Genomic DNA, 17,988 nt, shown 5'->3' with positions numbered 1-17,988 from the left:
TTTTTCTCGTATTCTTGAATTCATAAAATCAACGAATATGAAAAAAGTACTCATCATCTGTTCAATATTATATGGCTTTAATCTTTTGGGCCAGTCTGATCATGATAATATCAGAGCTACTGTGCAAAAATTTATCACGGGTACAGTTTATAATTACCCGGACACCATTTTATCTGCTTTTAATCCTGGAACGAAAATGTTTCTCCATTCTCCATCCAACCCGGCTTGGGAAGTAAGCGTGGAAGAGTATGCTTCTTGGTATGGCAGAAAAGCTCCGGGCACAATAAATAATAGACCTAGTAAAATCATCAGCATCGAGCAAGTTTTGAATGTAGCCTATGCCCGGGTGGAAGTATTGTTTCCCTCCAATGGCTATCGATACAACGATTTACTTCTTCTCAAAAAATTTCCTGACGGATGGAAGATTGTGGCTAAATGCACCTCAGCAGAGCCTATTCCAAAGCTACCTGAAGAGATGGTGCCTATACCTCAAAAAGAAGTTGTTCTGGAAGGCCTAAAACGGCCGTGGAGCATGGAGTTCATTTCTGAAACAGAGGTCCTTATCACAGAGAAAGACGGAGAACTAGTTAAGGTCGACCTCACATCTGGCCAAAGGCAAGCTATAGAGGGGTTGCCAGAAGATGTAGCACGTGCAGTTTTAATAGACTCCACGAAATTTCAAAAAGGTGTATTTCCACGAAGTGTACATGGCAAAACACTTAGCTTCAATGCCGGATGGTTTCAAGTCTTGCTTGATCCTAATTTTAAAGAGAACTCATACATATATCTTTCTTATGCAGCTGAAAACAAGAAGCGAGAAAGTACAACTAAGATTATCAGAGGCATTCTGAATGGAGATAAGCTTTCCAAAGTTGAAACACTTTTCGAGGCAGCCCCATATTCTCACGGATTGTTTCATTATGGGGGTGGAATGATTTTCGGTCCTGATGAAAAACTATATATCACCATAGGAGAACGAAACTTTCAAGAATACTTAAACCCTGAAACACCGCTAGCGCAGGACATTTCCGACAAAAGAGGTAAAGTCATTCGAATCAACCGGGACGGAAGTATTCCAAAAGACAATCCTGATTTTGGCTCTGAAGCTATAAAAGGACTATATGCAACTGGAATTCGAGCTTCTCAAGGCTTAGCCATAGATCCGGAAACGCAAACCATATGGTTTAGCGAACATGGAACAATACAAGGGGATGAACTGAATATTTTGGAAGAAGGTGCTAACTACGGATGGCCATATGTCACTTCAGGAAAGTACAGGTCCGCTAATTACCAACCTTCGGTCCCAGATGATATTGAATTTACTGATCCTGTATATACATGGGATAAAACTATTGCCCCCACTGGGCTAGCCTATTACGATGGAGAAGAGTTTCCACTTTGGAAAGGAAATTTACTAGTACCGGGACTAAGTAAAGGAAGTCTTTGGCGTATGGTTATCAAAGATGAGCAAATAATCAGTGCTGAAGAGCTTTTGATCAATGACAGAGTTAGGCTTAGAAAAGTAGCGGTTTCACCAAGAGGCCAAATTTATCTGCTAACTGACGAAGAAAATGGTAAGTTGATAAAATTGGTAAACGGGAATCGTAATTAGACTTTATTTGTCAGGTTGCTTCGAATTATAAGCAAAGTTATTCCCGGTCTTGTGCCGGGAACTTCCATAACTGGAAGATGCCGGAATGAATCCGGCAATTTTCAGGGTTTTATAAGTGATCGCAACAAAATAACCTTATCTTTTTTCTTCGTATGCATCGTATTAGATTATTCAACAACCACATAAAACCTGTCTTAATCAGCTTATGTTGCACTTGTTCATTTCTATCGAAATCTCAGGTGCAGGATACAGTTTATTATCCAAACTATCAGCTCAAAGAAGTGACTGTCTCGGCACCTCGCTTACCACCTAATTCAGCCGAGCTTCCCATGTCAATCACTGTACTTGATAGCTTATTAATTAATGTATCTAATCAAAACCTCTCGATAAAAGAGTACCTGCAGCAAGTTCCCGGAGTGTATATTCAAAATGCTTACAATTTTGCCCAAGATGCTCGAATCTCTATTCGCGGATTTGGAGCTACAGCCGCTTTCGGAGTTAGAGGCATAAAATTGATTGTCGATGGTATTCCAGAGACCACTCCTGATGGTACCGGTCAACTGGACAACCTAAATCTAGACCTCATAAAACGAATAGAGGTCATTCGAGGAACTGCGGGTAGTCTCTACGGTAATGCTTCCGGAGGTGCTATTATCGTAAAATCAGATTTTGACTTTGACCAAAACTTCTTACGGTCTAACTCTCTGTTCGGATCTTATGGTTTTTATTCGCAATCCATTACAGGTGGAATTACAAAGGGTAGCACAGTCTATATGTCTCATTTGCGAATATTTGGAAGTGATGGCTATCGAAACAACAGTCAATTCAAGCAAATCAACGGACGTTTTGCAGTTAAACATAAGGTAAGTGACAAGGTGAGTGCCGTTATGTTGGCTGAGTTTGTCAATAGCCCAAAAGCTCAAGATGCGGGTGGGCTGACGCTGGAAGAAGCTGAGGCAGATACTCGTCAAGCCAGAGATCGAAATTTAACATTCAATGCAGGTGAGTCCATTACTCAATGGAAAACGGGAGCAAGTGTAAATTGGAAGTGGTCTTCAAATAAAGAGTTGAATAGTTATGCCTTTTTCAATCGTCGAACATTTGATGGCAAACTTCCTTTCGAAAACTCCGGCATCATTGAATTAAAACGAAATTATTTTGGAGTAGGGAACAACTTAGATCTCAAGCTCAAAAATCATTCATTAAAAATTGGATACGACTTACTTTCTCAGCAAGATGAACGATCAAGATTTAACAATCTGGAAGGGCAAAAAGGTGATCTTGCATTAGATCAAAAAGAATCTTTTCTAAACTTTGGCGTATACATGCTTGATTATTTAGAACTAGATCAATGGTATTTTTCTGCTGGGTTACGACATGACTTCAATCGTCTCAAGGCTGATGATTTTTTTCAAAGCAATGGAGATGATTCTGGCGAGATCGATATCAATAATTGGAGCTATCATTTCGGTGTTGGAAGAGTTCTATCCTCATCCCTCCAGCTCTTCGCTAATTACTCCAACAATTTCGAAACACCTACATTAAATCAATTGAGCAATAGACCTGATAATTCAGGTGGTTTTGAATCACTCGAAGCAGCAACAGCCTCAACCATAGAATCAGGATTGAAATGGAGAAGAAATAAAATCAAAGGAGAGTTCATTACATTCATCACGCAAACCGAAAACGAACTGATCCCCTATGAACTAGAAGAATTTCCTGAAAGAACCTTCTTTAGAAATGCAGGAAGCACGATCCGAAAAGGAATTGAATTCTCCATGAACTATTCATCAAACCTATGGAGGGTTAATGCCACTTATACTCTTTCTGATTTCACATATCAATCATTCGACTCAAACGGGACAGACCTGGAAGGATTCACACTACCCGGCATACCAAAAAATAACATCACGCTTTCTCTGACTTCAACACCGGCAGAATCTTTAGAGATCACCGTACCGCTTGGGTATGTTGGACGCATTCAGGCTGATAATCAAAATGAAGTCACCATCGAGGATTACTTAGAAGTCTCTTTCTCTATACGCTACAAAACAAGCATCAATGGTCTCAGAATAGAACCTTACTTTGGAATTAGAAACCTGACCAATCAAACCTATTTTGACAATGTACGCATCAATGCCTTTGGCGGGCGCTACTATGAGCCAGCTCCTGAAAGGAATTTTTATGCTGGATTGATCATTAAATTGGTAAACTGAATTTAAGCATCATCCTTCTCAGAGTAATACCTGCTTTGCCAGTCTGGTGCAGTTTGATAAACTGAATTGATTTCTATTGCTTTCTCGTTTACCGAAACTCCTTTATCCTTCAGTTTATCAATAATTTGAGAGTTGACTCTTTTAGCACCGGCATTTGCAAGCATGATCTCATTGAGTTGTGGCAAATTCAACAATGGATTAAAATTTTCTATCTGATTATCAGATAACATAATCCAATACAGGTCTTCCATTTTACTGATAGCATTGATCTTTTCTATTTTATTTCCATCTAAAAACAGCTTTTCCATTTTAGTAAGCTTTTCAAGAGCTGTTATTTTCTCAATGCTATTGCTTCTCAAATCCAGCCATTCTACAGACTTCATGCCTTTCAGGAAATCAATATTTACTATTTCGTTATCTGCTATGCATAGCACACCTACATTTGAAAGAGATGATAGAGAAGTAAAGCTGGAAGCCTCTATGGCGCTAAGGTTCAACTGAACAAGTTTGTTTAGAGACTCTATTCCTTTGATACTTTTAACTGGATTTTTCTCTAAAATCAAAACTTCTAAATCCTTTAAGTGATATAATACACTGATATCAGCTACCTTATTCTCCGGTATCCAGATTCCAAATAATGAATCCAATTTCTTGAAAGGTGTCAAATCATCTAATTGATTGAAACCCATATTGAAATGGGTCAAACGGTTCCAGTTTTCAATTACATCTATTTTTTGAATTTGATTGAAATTAAATGTTACTCCCTTGAGCTTCGTCAACTTATTTAGAGCTGATATATCAGCTATCTGATTTCTGTCCATCGCTAGATTCTTCAGATTTACCAACTTGGATAGTGGACTTACATCACTTATCTGATTTCCATTTATACTTAGTGATTCTAATTTTACCAAACCACTTAAAGGTGATAAGTCTGAAATCTTATTATTGCCTAGGTTGATAGAAGTAAGGTTAACAGCATATTCAAGTCCTTTTAAATTGCTAACATTCTTTGCATAGACTACCAGGCGTGTAATATCTTCCAGATCTTTTTTTGTGATATCTCTAGTTGGAATATCGAGGATATTTCTTAGAGCTTGTTCCAAGTAAAAATCTGGAAATTCTATTTTAGGTTTTTGCTGCGCAATAGATCCTTGAAATACAAAAGCAGCGAAAATGATTATGAGTTTTTTCATACTCAAAAATCAATGTTTGGTATGTCGAATTACCTCAATTTTTGAAAAGCTTTGGGCCAAATAATAATTTGGAACCAAATTTTAACTCTTGCTTAGATTCTGAATATAGTCCGTGGGAGATTGATTCGTAAACTTTTGAAAAGCACGGTAAAAAGTAGTCTTTGATTTAAATCCGGAATCTTTTGCAAGTGACAGTAATGTATACTTATCCAACGCTTCAGTTTCAAGTTTTGCTTTGACCTCTTCTACTCGGTATCGATTGACAAAATCATTAAAGGAAAGGTTGAGTTCCTTATTTAGAAGCGAAGACACATATACTTGTGAAGTTTCAAGCATAGATGCCAGATCATCGAGTTTCAGATCCGGATTAAGGTATTTTTTATCCGTTTCCATAGCTCGCAATATTCTCTCAAGATATGAATCTACTTCTATCGATGAAATATTAGGAATAGAGTATGATAGGGTTCGATATTTAGAAAATCCGAGCAATGCTATAATGTAAATAATCGTAGCATAAATCATTTTCACTAGCATCATAAAAGAAATCCCCAACCATAGGTCAATAGGACTACCTTGCCAATAATCGTAGTACTTTCCAACCGCTAGTGCAGCCATTTCCAATATGCTGGACACAATCAACAAAGAAACCAGAAATCTTAACCAAGGAATAAATCCAGTTTGAGATTTGGAAAGGCGTTTAGTTTTTCCAAGTTTCAAAATTTTCAGACTCCAGTAAGAATAAAACAGAACCATTCCAATCCAAACGGTTTGAGCAACAGTTTGAACCTGGAAGTAAAGAAGTTGATTTACTACTGAAGACTTATCAGATTCTCCGATAGTAGATAGCCAAACAATAAAAAAATACCCCCAAAATAAGCCAGGGACTATAAAATGATAAGCAAAAATTCTTTTTGAGATCCTCTGATTAAAAATGGCTTGGAAGTAGAAAAAAAGAATAGGAAATAAGAACAATGAAAAATCTAATGGAACAAAGTATAGGAATGGATATCTACTAACCAAGCCCAATTGTCCAAAAAGGGTTGGTAATAATGTAAGACTCAAGCATAATAGAATCAGTGATAGTATCTGATTTTGTTTTTGCTTTCTAACAGATGATGATTGAACTAAAATAACGTTGACGATCCCCTGAAGAATCCCAATAATTAAGACAATTCCAATAGCCGTGAAATGCATGTTGCTAATTTAACGAGTCAAATTGGATGAGAGATTTATCCGATCTTAGAGTGTGAAATTTCATTTAATTTTCCAAAGTGACAACACTTGCAATTGTTCAACACATTGATAGAGTAGTATCATTGAATACTAGTGAAAAAGAAGCTTTCTCATCCATTGTAGAAGAACGAGTGGTAAAACGCAAATCGTTTATTGTTCAACCTGGGTTTGTTTGCAAGCATCAATCCCATATTGTTCAAGGAGCTATGAGATCCTACTTTATCACGCCAGATGGTAATGAACATACAATAGCCATAGCTATTGATGATTGGTGGATCAGTGACTTCTACAGTTACACAAATCAGACATCAGCATCGCTCTATGTAGAAGCATTGGAAGACACTACTATTCAGCAAATCAGGTATGAAAACGTAGAGAAGATTTGCACTGAATACCCAAGTTTTGAACGATTCTTTCGATTGGTTGCTCAAAAAGCTTTTGCTTTTTCTCAAAGGCGAGCTTTATCTAATCTAGGCAAAACTGCAGAGGAACGATACTTGGAATATACTGAGATGTATCCACAGATAATTCAAAGAGTACCTCAATACATTTTAGCTTCTTACCTTGGAATGACTCCTGAGTTCCTTAGTAAAATTCGAAAAAAATTAACCTCAAATTCTTAATCTAGTTCAAGAACTTTTCTTGTACTAGTTCATTTTCTTTCCTATTTCAACGTCTGAATTTTGTATCCGAACAAATAAAAAATCATGGATACAAAAACAATCATTCTTAATGGAGCCAAAATTCTATTAGGCACTTTAATGATCATTTTCGGTTTGAATAAATTCTTAGGCTTCATTCCAGTTGAACCACCTTCAGATCAAACTGCTCAAATGTTTCTCGGAGCGATGTTCTCCAGCTATCTATTTAAGGCAGTAGCACTCGCTGAAATAGCAGGAGGAATCATGTTGTTCATTCCAAAAGTTGCCTTTGCTGGCATGCTTCTATTACTCCCTGTTATGTTCAATATTGTTGTCTTCCACTTTGCTCACGATATGCCGGGAAATGGAATCTGGTTAGCACCAACTATTTTATTCATTGGTGTGTTTATTTCTTTTAGGGACAAAACAAAAAATCTAATCGCATGAAATGAGCATGAACTTAGCCTCCTTAAATTCGATAGCTATCAGGCCTGAACTATGACCGATCACAGCGACGAATCGCTAAGTTTATTGCGAATTTCCCGGCGGGGAACCGCATGTTACCATCAAAAAAACAGATAACAAACATGAAAATATCATTTGTTGGACTAGGCATTATGGGCAGCCGAATGGCAATCAATCTTCTAAATGCCGGAATCGAACTTACAGTTTATAATCGATCAACGGATCCTCGTAAAAAACTCATAGAAAAGGGAGCTAAGGAAGCTGAAACTCTCGATCAGGCACTACGAGATGCAGATATAGTATTCACCATGTTATCCCGTCCAGAAGTAGTGTCGAAAGTCATGTTCAATGACGGAGTAAGCACCATGAAACAAGATTCACTTTGGGTGGATTGCTCTACTGTAAACCCATCATTTACCAAAGAAGCAGAACAAAAGGCAAAAGAGGCAGGCATCAATTATCTAGAAGCACCTGTAGCAGGATCTTTGCCTCAAGCAGAAGCTGCTGAACTAGTATTCTTTGTTGGTGGGAATAAAATGGACTTAGAAAAAGTCAGCCATCTTATTGAGATCATGGGTAAGAAAACACTACATCTTGGAGATATTGGAAAAGGGGCCTCTTTTAAGCTCGTAGTGAATATGATGTTAGGTACAAGTATGATGGCATTTGCTGAAGCCCTTAGACTAGGTGAATCTATGGGACTCGAAAAAGAGTTTTTGCTTAATACCTTACCTGGATTACCAGTAGCTGCACCTTTTACTCAACTCAAAGCTGGGTTAATCAAAGAAGAAAAATATGATCCTCAGTTTCCGCTGGAATTGCTTCATAAAGATCTTCATTTAGCTTCAGTTTCGGCAAATGAAAATGGATACACTCTTTCTTTTGCAGATGCTGCTAAAGAACTCTATCAAGAGGCAATAAATAAAGGAATGGGCAGAGAGGATATGGCTGCTATTTACAAATCCTTAGGAAAGTGAATTTTGGGGTGGGAAGAATAGTTCTCACCTCAAACTTTTTTCTTGTAGCAGTTGGAATAAAAACTCATTGTCATCAATAACCACAACCAATCCTAATAAGGATTTTAGCTGGTAAGTTTTCCGAATTCTTCAACAAGTTTAATCATGTCTGCTGATCTACCCCTTAGGGCAGCTGAAGAAACATTGATCAACCGCTGAAGACGATCATATATCTCCTTTTTGCGATCGTTTATATTTTTTAACATTTCCAGCTCCGACTCTTCGAGTTCCGATTTCATAGCTGCTAATTCCTTCTTCGAAGATTTTAGCTCAGCCTTCATTATAGGCATTAATTCGAGTAACACGTTTTTAGCTTCACTAAAATTTCTTTGATCAACTGCTTCCTCAAGTTTGGTTATTGCTTGAGAATATTCCTCTGTAAGTTTTTCTGTAGAAGAGATTGCCGAAAAGGGAATAAACATTAAAAGGATTATGTATATGATTGGAAACTTCATTGCTATTTTCAGTTTTGTGTATCAGCAAATGAAATCAAGAGACTTTAAAGTATAAATTATTATCGATTGAGCGGCCTAATACATCGATCATCAGCTCATAATTTTCGAAATAAAATATTAGTCAAAAGCTTAAAACGGAATTAAATTCTTTAACACTTATAAGTAGCTAAGTAAAATGCATAATTGATTTTGCATTTCAATCGGTATATACACGTATTAGTAGTTGGACTGCATTAAAAGAGGGTAAATAAAGACTTAGAAGTAAGAATTGCAATTATTATCAACAACCTGAAGGACTAGCTTTCGACAAGCCACTTTAATGCATCCTCCTTACTATCAAATAGTCTTACATTTTTAATCCGAGTGATTGCCATTGTGGCATTGACAACAACTCTTTTAAGAGGGCTGTCGATTCCAAGAATAGCAGCTTTCACTTCAATTCCTGACTGGTGATAAGATTTTCCGTAGGCCTTGAGTTTTTTATTAAACTCTGGGCATTTTGGTGTGCTCTTAAAATCTGCTAGAATGTTTAAATGATCGCCAGCTGTCTTTCCATATACTACAGCTTCTTCAAGCAATTTAATCATCTGTTCTTCACCAGATTTACTATAATCACACCACATTATTTTATGTCCAGCGTGATTGAAAAAATTCAATCGATCATGCATGTCTTGGATCAGGTTAAGGATGTAATTTATCAATTGATAATCCAAGCTGCGTTTTTTTATCGACCTTTTATCAAATTCATTGGGTTTGCAAAAAACCAACCATTCCAAATGATACTTATGGAATGGTTAATGTTTTATCCGATATGTATTAATTCACTACCCTCACAATACCCGAATTCATATCATAAATAGCACCTACTATTTTTATTTCGCCTTTGCGTTCCATCTCTTTTAGGATCTCACTATTTTGGCGTATCACCTCAATGGTATTTTTCACATTATTTTCAGATACTAATGATACATACTCAGGATTGACAGAGCTTTTTTGTCCGGTATAGGATTGAGACATGTCCACAGCTGGATTTATGTTCTTCAGCATACTCGTAATGTTCCCAAGTTCTACCTTATCAATAGTTGCTTTTATTGCACCACAGCTTTCATGTCCTAAGACCATAATAATTTTTGAACCAACCACTTTACATCCAAACTCCATGCTTCCAAGTAAATCTGTATTGACAAAATTTCCAGCTACCCTACCTACGAATACGTCTCCTATTCCCTTATCAAAAACATCTTCAACTGGTATTCTACTATCTAAACATGATAGGATAACCGCTTTCGGGTATTGTCCAAATGTACTCTGCCTTACCTGCTTCGTATGATCACGCGCCGTTAGGTCGTTGTTGACAAAGCGCTTATTACCTTCCATTAAGCTATTGATTACATCCTCAGGAGTAAGTTTTGCCAATTCTTCCTGAGATAGTACATCCTCTACCAAAGGTTCAATACTTATTTGTGAATCTATTTTTTCAGCCGATTCTTCTTTTTGACTAGTGCAAGCCGACATGATTGCTATGACCATGATTCCCACTAAAATTGATTTAAATTTCATAATAAATTGATTTGATTAAAGTAATAATATTATAAATAGAAGTAATACTATTATAAACGATAGTATAATTAAAATGTTTAAGAATTATTTAAATCAATAAATTTCTATTGCTAATTATGATATTAATACATTTGGTTTATGCTGTCTAATTTGAACTGCAGAGCCTTTTTTGTGGTCCCACCTCAAGTTCAATTACTTGATATAAGTGGGCCAGCTCATATTTTCTATGAGGCGAAAAGCTACGGTGCGCCCATCGAATCTTTTTATATCACTTTAGATAAAAGTGAAGAGCTGTCGAGTGCGGGCTTACATTTAAGTCAGCTTAGCAGGTTCAACGAATTCAAACTAGAAGAAAACGACATAATTTTCGTCCCAGGACTAGAATCACACCTAATACATGATGAAAGCTTTGAACAAAAAAATGCAGGTTTTTTCGCTTGGTTAAAAGATCAATATAAAAATGGTGCAAAAGTTTGCTCAGTATGTACAGGAGCATACTTACTTGCTCAAGCAGGTCTTTTAGATGATAAAAAATGTACTACACACTGGAAGTATCTTAAAGATTTTAAACAGAAATTCCCTAAAGTAGGCCTATTATCTGATCGCCTCTTTGTAGAAGACCGTAACATTTACACAAGCGCCGGTGTATCCTCAGGAATTGACCTAGCTCTATTTCTTCTTGAAGAAAAGTTCGGCCCAGTATTCGCCACAGATATTGCGAAAGAAGTGGTCGTCTACTTAAGAAGGACAGAAGCAGATCCACAACTGAGTGTTTTCCTTCAGTATCGAAATCACTTAGATCAGCGTGTTCATGAAGCACAAGATATGCTAGCTCAACATTTGAATCAAAAAATCACCATCGATAAAATAGCCGATACGGTGAATATGAGCTCCAGGAACTTGACTCGATTATTTAAAAAAACTACGGGTATTACCATTGGTGATTACCACGATAAACTAAGGGTTGAGCGAGCTGTTCAGCTTTTATCTGAAGGAAACAAAGTTGATACTGTTAGCCTTTCATGTGGTCTCCAAAGCACAAATCAACTTCGAACATTGCTTCGAAAGTATGGATCGGCTCTTCCTCACGAGCTAAGAAGCATCTAAAATTTGTCCCAATTCTGCGCCTTGATGTCCTTTGAAGCATCTCTTTCTAAATCTAGTTTTGTATAAACTCAAATACATAGACTATGAAAAAGATATTTTCATTTATTGCTACATTTTCATTCTTCCTACTTGTCGCTCAAGTAACTGTTGATACTGAGTACATCTGTCCTCCCTGCAATAACTCCTGCGACCAACTCGACTTTGATAAACCAGGGGTTTGCTCCCATTGCAACATGGTCTTAGTCCGGAAAGACCTTTCTAAGACCATTGCTTTTTACCTCCAGGATGGAGTAGAAGTATTGGATTTTGCTGGTCCTATGGAGGTCTTCTCCTATGCTGGCTATAAAGTATTTACTGTTTCAAAAGAAAAGAAGCCGATAAAATCACAGGGCATACTCACCATAGTACCAGATTACAGCATAGAAGATGCACCCGAAGCAGATATTCTTGCTTTTTTCGGAGGGAACTCAAATGCTGCTTCAGGTGATGAAAAAGTAGTTAAGTGGGTGAGTTCACAAAAAAATATTCAGTACCATTTTTCAGTATGCACAGGTGCTTTCATACTAGCAGAAGCAGATATTCTAAATGGAAAAACAGCCACAACGTTTCATAGCGCATTGGATGGACTGGAAGAGAATTATCCTGAAATTGATGTAAGGAAAGATGTACGCTACGTAGATAATGGACGTGTCATTACCACCGCTGGAATCTCTGCTGGGATTGATGGTGCATTGCATTTAGTGGCAAAACTCCAAGGATTAAATGCAGCTAAAAGAACAGCATACTACATGGAGTACGATAACTGGGTGCCGGGTGATGGATTGATCCTTTCAGAAGATGACCCTTACAAGCCTACTATAAAAGAGAATGAGCTAAAAGCATTCGAAGGTGAATACGAGTACAAAAACGGGACTCAAATAGTACTTAAAGCTAAAAAAGATGAACTCTTCGCAATAGTTCAAGGATTGACCTACCCTATCTATCATGAAGCAGAAGATATTTTTTCGGATGTTGGGAGTGAGCCTGTTTACTTCGAAAGAAACTCAGATGGGCGAGTTGTGGGTTATCGTTTAACTCCCGATGGCGATATTTATCAAAAGATCGATTAAAAATTGATTCATTTTAAACCTGCTATGATTAGTATTGTTACCTACTCTACATGCAATCAAACAATTGCTAAATGTCGGTAACCTTAATTGATCAATGAGAAGATATCAGGTTCTGAGTAAGATATCAGGTTTAAAGAACTCGAAATTAGTAAGCGATAAGCTAGTTTTCATAATGGTAATCAGCTCAATGGTAGCATTGATTCTAGATTATGGTTATCGTGAAGATTATTTAACTCATTTACTGACAGATTTATTTTATGTCGTTTTTGGTATCATCTTCTTTATTAATGTATTAGCCCAATTTCCAAAAAAAGCTTATCTATCTCAAAAGCCTAAAGGGTACTTTGTTGTTCTTTTTCTTACTGGAATACTCGCGTTTATAAGCCTTTCTAATACATGGAATTTTGTTATAAATGAATCTACGAGTTTAAACTTCTATACAGCAGGAGGAATTTTCATTCTAACACTTTTTGATTTTTCAGGAAGACTTTATCGATTGAAAAAACAAACTATGCATCCTGCATTAGTATTCGCTTTGAGTTTTGCGGTTCTTATTTGTATTGGTACGCTCCTATTGATGGTACCAAACTCTTCTGAAAAAGGAATAGATTTCATTGATGCTATTTTTACAGCTACCAGTGCAGTATGCGTGACAGGATTGATAGTAGTTGATACAGGAAAGGATTTCACCATCACAGGACAATTTGTAATCCTAGGCCTGATCCAGCTTGGAGGATTGGGTATGTTAAGTTTCACCGCATTATTTGCGGTCTTTTTTAAAGGTTTTGGGTCATTTGAATCCCGACTCAACCTAAAAAATATGATCAATGCTCAAACACTTGATGGCACTTTCAAAACACTTCTTCAGATTATTTTTTTCGTATTCTTAGTAGAGGCTATTGGTGCTATAGCTATTTACTATTCACTAGGTGACTCATTTGAATCCACCGGTGATCGTATCTTTTTCAGTGTGTTTCACACTGTATCCGCATTTTGTAATGCAGGTTTCTCCACATTAACGAATTCTTTACATGAAGAAGGCTTCAGATTCAATTACCCCTTACATACAATAATTGCCTTCCTTATCATATTCGGAGGTTTGGGATATGGTGTTGCCATTAGTTCCTATGTCTACCTTAAAAAGACTACTGCGTATTGGCTCTATAGAATATTCAAGATCTCGTGGAAAAAAGAACCTCAGAAACTAAGACCTCATCTTGGCTTGAATGCTCGCATTGTAATCAACACCACTATCATTCTAATTCTCACTGGGTTTGTATTTTTCTATTTTTTTGAAGAAGATAACACACTAGTAGAACACTCCGGAATTGGCAAAATAGTAACTGCTTTTTTTGGATCTGTCACCACAAGAACTGCTGGATTTAACACCGTAGATACCGGATCACTAGGACTTTCAACTATAATGATTGTCATTTTTTTAATGTGGATAGGTGCTTCTCCGGGTTCGACGGGCGGAGGGATCAAGACCACTACTTTTGCTATCTCTACACTCAATATTATTAAGCAAATATTTGGCTATAAGGCTATTATCGTGGGATACAAACGGATATCTACTGGAGCATTACAGCGTGCAAGTGCAATCATTTTTCTATCACTTATTGTCATAGGAATATCCATTTTCCTTTTGTTAACCTTTGATGGGCATCTGGGCATTATGGAAATTGCCTTTGAAAGTATTTCCGCTTTTAGCACTGTAGGATTGAGTATGGGTATCACCAATCAATTAAGTGATTTAGGAAAAGTAGTAATTATCTTAACGATGTTTATCGGGCGTGTTGGTTTTTTAACTATCCTAACTGGATTAGTCCATCAGTTATATCAATATCACTATTCTCCAATAGAATATCCAGAAGAAGAAATATTTATCAATTAACATATGAAATTTATTGTAGTAGGTTTAGGAAATTTCGGATCCACGTTGGCATTAAAACTTGCTGAAGATGGTCACGATGTGATAGGAGTTGATCATAATGAATCCTTAATTAACTCCCACAAAGAGAAGCTTACTCATACCTTAAAAATGGATAGCACCAGTGAGCTTGCTGTCAATGATTTGCCATTAGATGATACAGAAGCAGTCGTTATTGCAATAGGTCAAGATGCTAATGCAGCCATCACTACAGCTGCATTATTTAAGAAACGTGTCCCCACTTGTAGAATAGTGGCAAGGGCTACTTCTGATATTCATCGAACAATTTTTGAGGCAATGGACATTGAAGAAACTGTCAACCCTGAAGCTGAGTACGCAGAACAGTTTGCGCATAAATTAACTATCACAGGAGAAATAAAATCTTACTTCCTTGATGAAAAATATGAGATTGCTGAATTTAAAGTTCCCACATCGTTTCTTGAAAAGAAGGTAAGTGAGGTAGACCTAGTTTCTAAATGGAATTTATCTCTCGTCACAATTATCCGTCCTGAAAGTAGGAAAAACCTTATCGGAAAAGAAATTAGTCAGCCAAAAGTCATTGGTCCTATTTCTGGAAATACAGAATTTCAAGAAAAAGACACTTTAGTTCTATTCGGTCTTATTAAAGATCTAGAAAAAATGACAGATGAAATTGGTGAAGAATGATCATTATGCTATAGACTGGCTTCTGTATGCGAACAACAAGAGGCATTTAACCGTTTTTATTAAAAACTAACCTCTATGAAGTACTTATCCATAATCTTTTTACTTTTTGCAGGAATACTAAATGCTCAGACGACATTCACACCTCAGAATACATTTGAAAATCAATCACTGAATTTAAAAATGGACCGATTTTCAACTCGAAATCTATATCCATTGCAACTAAATCTTCCAAATCGATCCGTTTTAAATCAACAAAATGACCAGTTATGGATTACTGCCCAACAGATTAATTTAACCGCCTGCTCCATAGGAAATGTGTCAGAGATGAATGACCTATTACTTGGTACCTCACTTTCAAATACTGTACAGCTAGGCAAAAGAAAAATTCAAACTACCTATATATTTGATATGCATGGAGATTTGAGAGGTTACGAATCAAGTTTTTCGATAGGAAGAAAAAGAAGTAAAAAGCTCATCAACCTAAGTCGATGAGCTTATAATTATTTTAAAATTCTAACTAAATAGAATCAATAATCTGATTCAAACTTGTACTTGCTCGCATAGAAGAAGTGGTCATCTTTTCACTTGGCTGATAATAACCTCCAATATTTATTGGTGCTCCTTGTGCTGCAATCAACTCTTCGTTGATCTTATCTTCATTTGAGGCCAACTCTTTAGCTATTGAATCAAAAGTTGCCTTCAATTCAGCATCATCATTCTGGCTAGCCAACATCTCTGCCCAATACATCGCCAGATAAAAATGACTTCCTCTATTGTCGATTTCGTTTACCTTTCTGGATGGGGATTTATTTTCCTCTAAAAGCTTTGAAGTTGCATTATCCAGCGTATCAGCCAGTATTTTGGCCTGCTTATTATCATATTTTTCGCTTAGGTGCTCTAAGGATACTGTAAGCGCTAAAAATTCTCCCAATGAATCCCATCGAAGGTGGCCTTCTTCCACAAATTGTTGAACATGCTTGGGTGCAGATCCCCCAGCCCCAGTTTCAAATAGGCCTCCTCCATTCATCAATGGAACAATAGAAAGCATTTTTGCACTTGTCCCAACTTCAAGGATAGGAAATAAATCAGTCAAATAATCTCTCAAAACATTCCCTGTCACAGAGATTGTATCTTGGCTTTTTCGTATTCTGTCAATAGAAAATTGTGTTGCCTCCACTGGAGACATAATATGTATCTCTAAACCTGAAGTATCGTGACCTTGAAGATATGACTCAACTTTCTGTATCAACTCAGCATCGTGAGCTCGATTTTTATCTAGCCAGAATACTGCAGGAGATCCAGTAGCCTTTGCTCTATTTACTGCAAGTTTCACCCAGTCCTGAATAGGTGCGTCTTTTACCTGACACATTCTGAAAATATCACCAGTGTGTACTTCTTGTGCTAAAAGTACATTCCCATTCGCATCCACAACACTAACTGTTCCTTCTCTATCAAATTGGAAAGTTTTGTCATGCGAACCATATTCTTCCGCCTTCTGAGCCATCAAACCCACATTTGGCACACTTCCCATAGTTGTAGGATCATATGCTCCATGTTTTTTGCAGTCATCAATCACTGCCTGATAAACACCTGAATAGCATCTATCTGGGATTACCGCCTTGGTATCTTGCGTTTGATTATCCTTGTTCCACATTTGCCCTGAAGTTCTGATCATTGCAGGCATAGATGCATCAATAATAACATCGCTTGGTACGTGTAGATTCGTAATTCCTTTGTCAGAATTAACCATGGCCAAAGCAGGACGAGTCTCATAAACTCTTTCGATAGCGTTCTCTATTTCTCTTTTCTTGTTTTCTTCAAGGCTCTGAATTTTGTCATACACATCTCCAATACCATTTGTCGTATCTACTCCTAATTCAGCAAAAAGGTCTCCGTACTGATCAAATACATCTTTATAATATACTTCCACAGCTGCTCCAAAAATGATTGGATCAGAGACTTTCATCATGGTGGCCTTCATATGAAGTGAGAAGAGCACGTTCTTAGCTTTAGCATCTGCAATCTCATTTGCAATGAAAGACTTCAGTTTTTCCATATTCATCACTGAAGCATCAATTACTTCACCTGCTTGAATCGGAAAATTATCTTTCAAAGTTTTCGAGCTTCCGTCAACAGCGTCAAATTTGATCTTAACTTCAGTTGCAGCAGAAACTGTTGTGGACTTTTCGCTTCCGTAAAAATCATCTCCACTCATGCTAGAAACATGTGAATTAGAATCTGCACTCCATTTACCCATTGAATGTGGGAACTTCTTAGCGAAATTCTTGACTGCTTTAGGAGCTCTTCTATCTGAGTTTCCTTCACGCAGAACAGGATTAACAGCACTTCCTTTAATTCTATCGTATCGCGACTTTATATCTTTTCCCTCATCATCTTTAGGCTCGTCTGGATAATCAGGCAGGGCGTAACCTCGCAGTTGAAGTTCTTTAATAGCTGCCTTTAACTGAGGTATGGAAGCACTAATATTTGGCAACTTGATGATGTTAGCTTCAGGGGTTTTAGCTATTTCTCCCAGCTCAGAAAGTGCATCCTCAATTCGTTGATCTTCAGCAAGAAACTCTGGAAACATAGCTATGATTCTTCCAGCAAGCGAAATATCCCTCGTTTCTATTTCAATCCCAGCTTTCCCAGTAAAAGCTTTTACAATTGGTAAGAAAGATTTAGTTGCTAAGGCAGGCGCCTCATCCGTATGTGTATAAATGATTTTTGCCATCTTATGTCAGTATCGTTTTCGGTTATTTGATTTTTTAATTCTATTGTGATG

Annotated in this window: 16 protein-coding genes; 10 read left to right on the top strand and 6 right to left on the bottom strand. The window is 37.1% G+C overall.

Translation table 11 applies throughout. The features are described 5' to 3' along the window. Positions 1 to 37 precede the first annotated feature (37 nt). Together ABJQ32_19555 and ABJQ32_19550 are read left to right on the top strand one after the other, a co-directional pair. Entirely contained in the window at positions 38 to 1,612 is a 1,575-nt protein-coding gene (locus ABJQ32_19555) for a PQQ-dependent sugar dehydrogenase (GenBank protein ID MEP5291861.1), read from the top strand. Positions 1,613 to 1,851: 239 nt separating this feature from the next. Further along, positions 1,852 to 3,828 (top strand): TonB-dependent receptor, encoded by a 1,977-nt coding sequence (locus tag ABJQ32_19550; GenBank protein MEP5291860.1) that lies wholly within the window; start codon positions 1,852 to 1,854, stop codon positions 3,826 to 3,828. Between the two features lie 2 nt (positions 3,829 to 3,830). Here the strand turns inward: ABJQ32_19550 and ABJQ32_19545 are convergent, their stop codons facing one another. Together ABJQ32_19545 and ABJQ32_19540 are read right to left on the bottom strand one after the other, a co-directional pair. After that, entirely contained in the window at positions 3,831 to 5,021 is a 1,191-nt protein-coding gene (locus ABJQ32_19545) for a leucine-rich repeat domain-containing protein (GenBank protein MEP5291859.1), read from the bottom strand. A gap of 81 nt (positions 5,022 to 5,102) precedes the next feature. Beyond that, positions 5,103 to 6,215, bottom strand: a complete 1,113-nt coding sequence (locus ABJQ32_19540) for an AraC family transcriptional regulator (GenBank protein ID MEP5291858.1) — start codon at positions 6,213 to 6,215, stop codon at positions 5,103 to 5,105. Between the two features lie 77 nt (positions 6,216 to 6,292). On the opposite strand from ABJQ32_19540, the gene ABJQ32_19535 reads away from it, so the two are divergent. The 3 genes from ABJQ32_19535 to ABJQ32_19525 all read left to right on the top strand — a co-directional run bounded on the left by ABJQ32_19535 (position 6,293) and on the right by ABJQ32_19525 (position 8,337). After that, positions 6,293 to 6,877 (top strand): Crp/Fnr family transcriptional regulator, encoded by a 585-nt coding sequence (locus ABJQ32_19535; GenBank protein MEP5291857.1) that lies wholly within the window; start codon positions 6,293 to 6,295, stop codon positions 6,875 to 6,877. 84 nt (positions 6,878 to 6,961) lie between these two features. Further along, positions 6,962 to 7,342 (top strand): hypothetical protein, encoded by a 381-nt coding sequence (locus tag ABJQ32_19530; protein ID MEP5291856.1) that lies wholly within the window; start codon positions 6,962 to 6,964, stop codon positions 7,340 to 7,342. A 44-nt stretch (positions 7,343 to 7,386) separates the two neighbouring features. Beyond that, the gene (locus ABJQ32_19525; protein ID MEP5291855.1) at positions 7,387 to 8,337 is read left to right on the top strand and encodes an NAD(P)-dependent oxidoreductase; all 951 of its coding nucleotides are present in this window, start codon (positions 7,387 to 7,389) and stop codon (positions 8,335 to 8,337) included. A gap of 104 nt (positions 8,338 to 8,441) precedes the next feature. Here ABJQ32_19525 and ABJQ32_19520 read toward each other — a convergent pair whose 3' ends face one another. The 3 genes from ABJQ32_19520 to ABJQ32_19510 form a co-directional block, all read right to left on the bottom strand. After that, positions 8,442 to 8,831: a hypothetical protein gene (locus ABJQ32_19520; GenBank protein MEP5291854.1), complete on the bottom strand. Its 390-nt coding sequence runs from the start codon at positions 8,829 to 8,831 to the stop codon at positions 8,442 to 8,444. Positions 8,832 to 9,127: 296 nt separating this feature from the next. Beyond that, a complete protein-coding gene (locus tag ABJQ32_19515) occupies positions 9,128 to 9,544 on the bottom strand; it encodes a hypothetical protein (protein ID MEP5291853.1) in 417 nt (138 codons plus the stop codon). A 103-nt stretch (positions 9,545 to 9,647) separates the two neighbouring features. Further along, positions 9,648 to 10,391, bottom strand: a complete 744-nt coding sequence (locus ABJQ32_19510) for a carbonic anhydrase family protein (GenBank protein MEP5291852.1) — start codon at positions 10,389 to 10,391, stop codon at positions 9,648 to 9,650. 138 nt (positions 10,392 to 10,529) lie between these two features. On the opposite strand from ABJQ32_19510, the gene ABJQ32_19505 reads away from it, so the two are divergent. From ABJQ32_19505 to ABJQ32_19485, 5 genes are all read left to right on the top strand, one after another. Continuing rightward, positions 10,530 to 11,498 carry a DJ-1/PfpI family protein gene (locus tag ABJQ32_19505; protein MEP5291851.1) on the top strand — a complete coding sequence of 323 codons (969 nt, stop codon included), beginning with the start codon at positions 10,530 to 10,532 and terminating at the stop codon, positions 11,496 to 11,498. Positions 11,499 to 11,581: 83 nt separating this feature from the next. After that, positions 11,582 to 12,607 (top strand): DJ-1/PfpI family protein, encoded by a 1,026-nt coding sequence (locus ABJQ32_19500; GenBank protein ID MEP5291850.1) that lies wholly within the window; start codon positions 11,582 to 11,584, stop codon positions 12,605 to 12,607. A gap of 94 nt (positions 12,608 to 12,701) precedes the next feature. Beyond that, positions 12,702 to 14,501 carry a potassium transporter TrkG gene (locus ABJQ32_19495; protein ID MEP5291849.1) on the top strand — a complete coding sequence of 600 codons (1,800 nt, stop codon included), beginning with the start codon at positions 12,702 to 12,704 and terminating at the stop codon, positions 14,499 to 14,501. A 3-nt stretch (positions 14,502 to 14,504) separates the two neighbouring features. Beyond that, a complete protein-coding gene (locus ABJQ32_19490) occupies positions 14,505 to 15,203 on the top strand; it encodes a TrkA family potassium uptake protein (protein MEP5291848.1) in 699 nt (232 codons plus the stop codon). Between the two features lie 75 nt (positions 15,204 to 15,278). Continuing rightward, complete coding sequence (locus tag ABJQ32_19485; protein MEP5291847.1) at positions 15,279 to 15,695, top strand: hypothetical protein; 417 nt, start codon at positions 15,279 to 15,281, stop codon at positions 15,693 to 15,695. 25 nt (positions 15,696 to 15,720) lie between these two features. Here the strand turns inward: ABJQ32_19485 and ABJQ32_19480 are convergent, their stop codons facing one another. Continuing rightward, positions 15,721 to 17,937, bottom strand: a complete 2,217-nt coding sequence (locus ABJQ32_19480) for an NADP-dependent isocitrate dehydrogenase (GenBank protein MEP5291846.1) — start codon at positions 17,935 to 17,937, stop codon at positions 15,721 to 15,723. Positions 17,938 to 17,988 lie beyond the last annotated feature (51 nt).

Origin of the sequence: Marinobacter alexandrii, from assembly GCA_039984955.1 — a bacterium.
Classification (GTDB): domain Bacteria; phylum Bacteroidota; class Bacteroidia; order Cytophagales; family Cyclobacteriaceae; genus Ekhidna.
The sequence above is the reverse complement of the archived record's forward strand: the minus strand, read 5'-3'. Positions and strand labels throughout refer to the sequence as shown.

Bases quoted from the DNA above. Each gene is read 5' to 3' on its own strand.
- ABJQ32_19555 (MEP5291861.1), top strand. From the start codon at position 38: ATGAAAAAAGTACTCATCATCTGTTCAATATTATATGGCTTTAATCTT.
- ABJQ32_19545 (MEP5291859.1), bottom strand. From the start codon at position 5,021: ATGAAAAAACTCATAATCATTTTCGCTGCTTTTGTATTTCAAGGATCT.
- ABJQ32_19540 (MEP5291858.1), bottom strand. From the start codon at position 6,215: ATGCATTTCACGGCTATTGGAATTGTCTTAATTATTGGGATTCTTCAG.
- ABJQ32_19530 (MEP5291856.1), top strand. From the start codon at position 6,962: ATGGATACAAAAACAATCATTCTTAATGGAGCCAAAATTCTATTAGGC.
- ABJQ32_19520 (MEP5291854.1), bottom strand. From the start codon at position 8,831: ATGAAGTTTCCAATCATATACATAATCCTTTTAATGTTTATTCCCTTT.
- ABJQ32_19510 (MEP5291852.1), bottom strand. From the start codon at position 10,391: ATGAAATTTAAATCAATTTTAGTGGGAATCATGGTCATAGCAATCATG.
- ABJQ32_19505 (MEP5291851.1), top strand. From the start codon at position 10,530: ATGCTGTCTAATTTGAACTGCAGAGCCTTTTTTGTGGTCCCACCTCAA.
- ABJQ32_19500 (MEP5291850.1), top strand. From the start codon at position 11,582: ATGAAAAAGATATTTTCATTTATTGCTACATTTTCATTCTTCCTACTT.
- ABJQ32_19495 (MEP5291849.1), top strand. From the start codon at position 12,702: ATGAGAAGATATCAGGTTCTGAGTAAGATATCAGGTTTAAAGAACTCG.
- ABJQ32_19490 (MEP5291848.1), top strand. From the start codon at position 14,505: ATGAAATTTATTGTAGTAGGTTTAGGAAATTTCGGATCCACGTTGGCA.
- ABJQ32_19485 (MEP5291847.1), top strand. From the start codon at position 15,279: ATGAAGTACTTATCCATAATCTTTTTACTTTTTGCAGGAATACTAAAT.
- ABJQ32_19480 (MEP5291846.1), bottom strand. From the start codon at position 17,937: ATGGCAAAAATCATTTATACACATACGGATGAGGCGCCTGCCTTAGCA.